This window comes from Terrisporobacter mayombei (assembly GCF_020748465.1).
GTDB classification, from domain to species: Bacteria; Bacillota; Clostridia; order Peptostreptococcales; family Peptostreptococcaceae; genus Terrisporobacter; species Terrisporobacter mayombei.
Window position 1 is genome coordinate 1 of the sequence record NZ_JAHZMP010000234.1, and the last position, 451, is coordinate 451.

At 52.3% G+C, this 451-nt stretch carries 1 protein-coding gene; it reads right to left on the reverse strand.

Features of this window, described 5'->3' with window-relative positions; genetic code table 11:
* On the reverse strand, positions 1 to 352 hold a 352-nt coding region (locus tag K0039_RS25350), incomplete at its 3' end, for a hypothetical protein (RefSeq protein ID WP_500303716.1).
* Between the last annotated feature and the right edge of the window lie 99 nt (positions 353 to 451).

Below are 451 nucleotides of genomic sequence, written 5' to 3' on the forward strand. Positions count from 1 at the left end.
ATTTCGCGGTATGGACGACGTTTTCCACATCTTCTTGCGTCACTTCTTCTTCAGAAATAGGCACCATACCAATTTCATTCTGGCAGCTGATGTGCTTACCAGAAAGCGCCAGATATACCGAAGAGATCTGACACTCTGCCATCAATTCTGCCTGGTCAATGGCGCGTTGTACGCACTTGACCACGGATTCGAGGTCGTTCACCCCGCCTTTATCCATACCACGCGACGGGCAGCTGCCCACGCCAATGATATTGACCATACCGTCGGGCAGAACTTCCCCTACTAAAGCGGCAACCTTCGCGGTACCAATCTCCAGTCCTACTACCAGTTTTCTGTCCGTCGCCTTGATCATTGTTGCTCTGCCTGTGCCTGATTTTGTTGCTGAGTAGATTCCTCTGGCGGCAAGGGCGCCCAGCCTACTGCCGCTCCAGAGTCATAACGCAAATCAACG